We start from the raw sequence: 4764 nt of genomic DNA on the forward strand, positions 1-4764 counted from the left end.
TGCTTCGTCCAGTTGACCAAGTCAGGTGAAGAAAAACAATCCATAAAAACCTGTCGGTGAAACTTGTCCGAGTAAGTCGGATAAATCCAATAGGTATCTATATAAATAATGGCCTCAGGATCGGCGTACCAACCTTCAAAAATAGGATTGCCAGAGAATTGTGTGGTTTCTATTATTGCGTTTTGTTTACAAGAGAGGAAAAATGATCCAAATACCAAAAACAGAAATATCTTAAGCTGTGACCTTATCATGATTTAATCATGGTTAGCATCATTTTAAACTTCTCTTTTGCCTTTAGTGCATGCGGAATATTAGCCGGAAGAATAATGCTTTGTCCTGATTGAAGGAGAAAAAGTTCTCCACTGATAGTTATTTCGGCTTCTCCATCCAACAATTGAACCAGGGCATCATGTGGTGAAATATGTTCAGCCAATCCCTCATCTTTATCAAATGCAAAGAGTGTGATGTTACCGGCCGGCTTCTTCACAATTGTCTTACTTACCACAGAATTATCAGCGTAATCAATACTTTCTCTGGGTTCAAATATTTTTGATAGTTCTATATTGGCCATGGCTTTTCTTTTTGGGTTTTGAGATAGAATTAAAGTAATCTGGCCACCATAATCCCCGACTGAGACTTATTGCCTTTCAGGTAGTCATGCAAAGGCATTTCGGAAATCTCAACTTTCATGTTCTTGGTTCCTGCATGCAACAGATGGATCCTACCGTTTTTTTCAATGGCAAATCCAACATGCACAATATCTAGATTTTGCATGGAGGTAGTAATGGCAATCAGGTCACCGGGTTTGATTTTTTGCTCGTGATTGGCAACCTCTTCTTTTGGAATATAATGATAAGTCCTTTTGCTGATGTCGGCCTCAGAAACCTTTAACCTGTTGACATTTTCCGGATTTCCCAATTGTGCATAATATTGGGGATTGGAAGTCATAAAAGTTGGGTTATTGGCATAAACCTTACCACCGATTTCTTTGGTGACGTCCTTAAGTATTCCCTTTTGCTCATTCTGAAAAATCCAATCGGAAAAATAATGTAATCGTGAAGGATAACCCTTTCTTTCACCATCCTGATACCTGAGAAATCCCAGTTCACGTTCAAAATCCTCAAAAGTATATTCACCTTGCTTCGCTAACCTTGTCAAAGTAACTACAGTTTCCAAATAAGTCGTACAGTCCAAACCGGTAAGGTTGATCACAAGATTTTCCTCACCCGGAAGTTCAAGGGTTTTCTCCACATAGGGAGTATTGAGAAACCATTTCCCCATTTCGATAATCAGTTCATTGGCTGATTTTTGGTATAGGTCCATTTCAGAAATTTTCCCCAAAAAGGCATCAAGTCTTTCCCTGCTTTCAGCGGTGCAAACGGTTTGGCTTTTAACTAAGAATGGGATGAGAAAGAAGAAAATGATTGGAACCAGGCGCATGGATTGATTAATAATTTGTGTTAAATATAAAAAAATGTTCTATTCCAATTCCAATTTTTAAGGATTTTGCCATGTATTTTAATATTGGTGTCAACCAGTAACTTTTTCAGTTATATTTATCCAAAAGATATTCGGTATATTTTTCTTTGTAATCAAAGGCCTGGTCAAGTTTTATTACACCACTCCGGGTTTTATCAACCTCCACTCCAACAGCACCAAACCCATTACCACCATCACCTCAACCAAAAAATAAGCAACTCCCAAACCGGTCAACTCGGGATAAAAAAAATAAACCAATCCCAATGTCAAGCAGCAATACAGGAAATTGGCAATGCTGATACCAAAAAGAAAAGGCTTCCAATTACCAATCAAGAAGAAATAGCAGCAGAAGGAATAAATTGCAAAAGCCAGTGCAATCAGAGAAAGTATAGTGAGGATATCCATGGGCATCCCAAAATATTCCTGAAAAGGCCTGAGTATTCCTAAAAGCAAAAATGATGTCAGAAGGGCACCGAATCCATCAATAAGAAAAATGGTTTTTGGATGCGTAGTAATTTTGGTAAGGATGGTATCAATCAATTTTCCAATTTTAAAATTTTCCCAATTTTTCAATTTCAAATAATGAACATCGAATTTTGACAAGGAATAATCAAACCTTTCCTCAATCCACCGGCCAGATCTTTATCGTATAATTCACCTTATCATCCGGAACATGAATAAGAATCGGAAAATCACCCTCGGGTTTATGAATGGGCATATTGTAAAAAATAGGTGGATTGCCAAAATTCGACTTTTCTCCATCAGCCTTAAAAGTGAATTGTTGACCATCGAGACCCGGAAATTTGAGATCTCTTTCCAGATCGGGATTGAGGATAACAACGGAGTCCTCTTGGTGTAGCCTTGGGATTCCATGATACCATGGCAACTCTTCAAGTCCTTTCCATTCAAAATCCTTTTTGTGCTTGGGTAAAACGTCCTGGGAAAAAGCTGAAAAGCAAATCCCTGATATGAAAACGAGGCAAATGGATATTGTTTTTTTCATAACCTATAAAATTTCAGAAAGGAAATATATAATTGATTGCCAGTCAATTTACGAAATAATAATGAAATAGTTGATGGTTTTAAATGATATATACTGCGTGATATAAATTGATATTTGCCTTCGGCGATATAATTTCCAAATAATAACCCTGATCGAGTGAATTTAATGCCCAATTTGGTCAGGTATATTTCAATTTATTTCTATCTTATTTCTACTCTATTTCAATTTTCTCGGGATCTCCGTTTCGATTCCAATTCAATATCAACAAATATCCAACCGGCCTGCGGCAGGCAGGTATCCATAAATATCTATTTCACTTCATAAAGCTCCATATGCAGCTTCCTCAAAACATCAACAGGAAACTTAATCACCTTCCTATCATAAGTCATCAGCCCATTGGTCTCTATTTCCACATCAGTGGTCTGGGTATAAACTGCCGCGGCTAGACCTAAAGGAATCAATGCTTTTAAGTCCACGATCAAGCGCTCGTACCTCGCCAATAGCTCTTCCTCTGTTTTAAAGGACTGATATCCCCAGTTATCCTTATCCTGCCAGGTATGTCCCTCTATAGGCATACCCAATCCTCCATATTCTCCCAATACAAGCACATTTACTTTCCCAAAAAGATCCGGTGAGGGCATCACGGGATCGGGATAATTGTGAACATCAAAGATATCCCCTGTGATTTTGTTTCCTTCCAATTCAAAATTCCCACCGGAAGCAGAATTGACCAATCTAGTTGGATCATAGGCCTGTGTCCATTCGGTGATTTCTTTGGTTTTGAACTGTCCCCAGGCTTCGTTGAAAGGTACCCAAACCACTATTGAAGGAAAATGATGAAAAGCATCCATAATGGCTTTCCACTCAGTTTTGAAAATCATTTCCGATTCGGGAGTTCTTTCTTTATCAAGGCCTTTTCGGTAAATCCCCGGTTTGGATTCCCATACATTGCCCATATCACCACTTGGCATGTCCTGCCATACCAACATCCCCAGTTTATCACAGTGATAGTACCAACGGGCAGGTTCCACTTTTACGTGCTTACGGATCATATTGAAACCCATTTCCTTGGTTTTGATGATGTCAAATGCCAATGCCTCATCCGTAGGGGCGGTATATAATCCATCAGGCCACCAACCCTGATCCAAGGGGCCATATTGGAATAATGCCTCTTCATTCAGTTCCATTACCTGCATGCCATTTGCATCATGTCCGATGGAGATTTTCCTTAAAGCCCCATAAGATTTAACCTGATCTATGACCCTATTACCACGCTTTAGGTTGATTTCAAAATCATATAGATGGGGATCATCCGGAGACCATGATTTGGGATTGGGAATACTCAGGCTTACACCTTTGCCAAGCCGGCCATAAGTTTCTGCAAGCAACTGATCGCCATCCAATGCTTTTACTTCCAAGGTAAATTGACCTGAATTCAAAACCCCTTCAGTTTCCACCAGAAACTCACCATTATCCCAATCAGGGGTTATTTTTAAAGCCGATATATATGTCTCGGGAACAAATTCCAACCAAACAGTCTGCCAGATTCCGGTCACCGGGGTGTACCAAATACTGCGTGGCCGATTGATCTGCTTGCCTCTTGGCTGTGGTCCATCATCAGTAGGATCCCAGACCCTGACTGTGATTTCCTGTTGCTGACTCCTAATCAGTAAACCGGTGATATCAAAAGAAAAGGGATCATATCCTCCCCTATGAATACCTGCTGATTTCCCATTCACAAACACCTCAGCTTCCCAATCCACCGCTCCAAAATGTAGCAGGACTTTTCCTTTCCTATCCTTATTGGCAATATTCAATGTCTTTTTATACCAAAGCTCTTTTTCAGCGCCAACAGGTTTCATGACTCCCGATAAATAAGATTCTACAGGGAAAGGAACAGTAATTTTTCCCTGGAATTGTGTGGGGTTATCCTGACCTTTTTCCAATATCGCATAATCCCACTGACCATTGAGATTGATCCAATTTTCCCTGACCATCTGTGGTCTTGGGTATTCCTGATGTGGTGCATTGGAATCAACTTTTTGTGCCCAAGGCGTCAGGATGGGATTTGTGTTGAGGGTTTGGGCTTTAAGAAAAAGAGGTTGGAATAAAAAAGTAAATAAAATAAAATAGGTCAATAGGTTTTTAAAACTTTTCATGTCCGGTTAAATTGTTTGATCAGGAATTGATTATTTTAGGTTAAAATGACTGTGGATTAAATTCAAAATACTCCACTTATCACTTTGGATTACATTCGTTCTAAGATAGTCCTTAAATTCATA

General features: G+C 39.2%; 5 protein-coding genes and 1 pseudogene. All 6 read right to left on the minus strand.

Annotated elements, in window-relative coordinates; translation table 11 throughout:
• Positions 1–251, minus strand: a pseudogene (locus ACEW8O_RS20810) (arabinan endo-1,5-alpha-L-arabinosidase); the annotation flags it as partial.
• Positions 248–571, minus strand: a complete 324-nt coding sequence (locus tag ACEW8O_RS20815; RefSeq protein ID WP_373496552.1) for a cupin domain-containing protein — start codon at positions 569–571, stop codon at positions 248–250. The pseudogene ACEW8O_RS20810 and the gene ACEW8O_RS20815, both read right to left, overlap by 4 nt.
• 29 nt (positions 572–600) lie before the next feature.
• Complete coding sequence (locus tag ACEW8O_RS20820; RefSeq protein WP_373496553.1) at positions 601–1440, minus strand: N-acetylmuramoyl-L-alanine amidase-like domain-containing protein; 840 nt, start codon at positions 1438–1440, stop codon at positions 601–603.
• A gap of 174 nt (positions 1441–1614) precedes the next feature.
• Positions 1615–2019 carry a hypothetical protein gene (locus tag ACEW8O_RS20825; RefSeq protein WP_373496554.1) on the minus strand — a complete coding sequence of 135 codons (405 nt, stop codon included), beginning with the start codon at positions 2017–2019 and terminating at the stop codon, positions 1615–1617.
• Between the two features lie 82 nt (positions 2020–2101).
• Complete coding sequence (locus ACEW8O_RS20830) at positions 2102–2482, minus strand: hypothetical protein (RefSeq protein ID WP_373496555.1); 381 nt, start codon at positions 2480–2482, stop codon at positions 2102–2104.
• 308 nt (positions 2483–2790) lie between these two features.
• Positions 2791–4641: a glycoside hydrolase family 2 protein gene (locus tag ACEW8O_RS20835; protein WP_373496556.1), complete on the minus strand. Its 1851-nt coding sequence runs from the start codon at positions 4639–4641 to the stop codon at positions 2791–2793.
• Positions 4642–4764 lie beyond the last annotated feature (123 nt).

It is taken from the genome of Aquiflexum sp. (assembly GCF_041749095.1).
GTDB lineage: Bacteria > Bacteroidota > Bacteroidia > Cytophagales > Cyclobacteriaceae > Aquiflexum.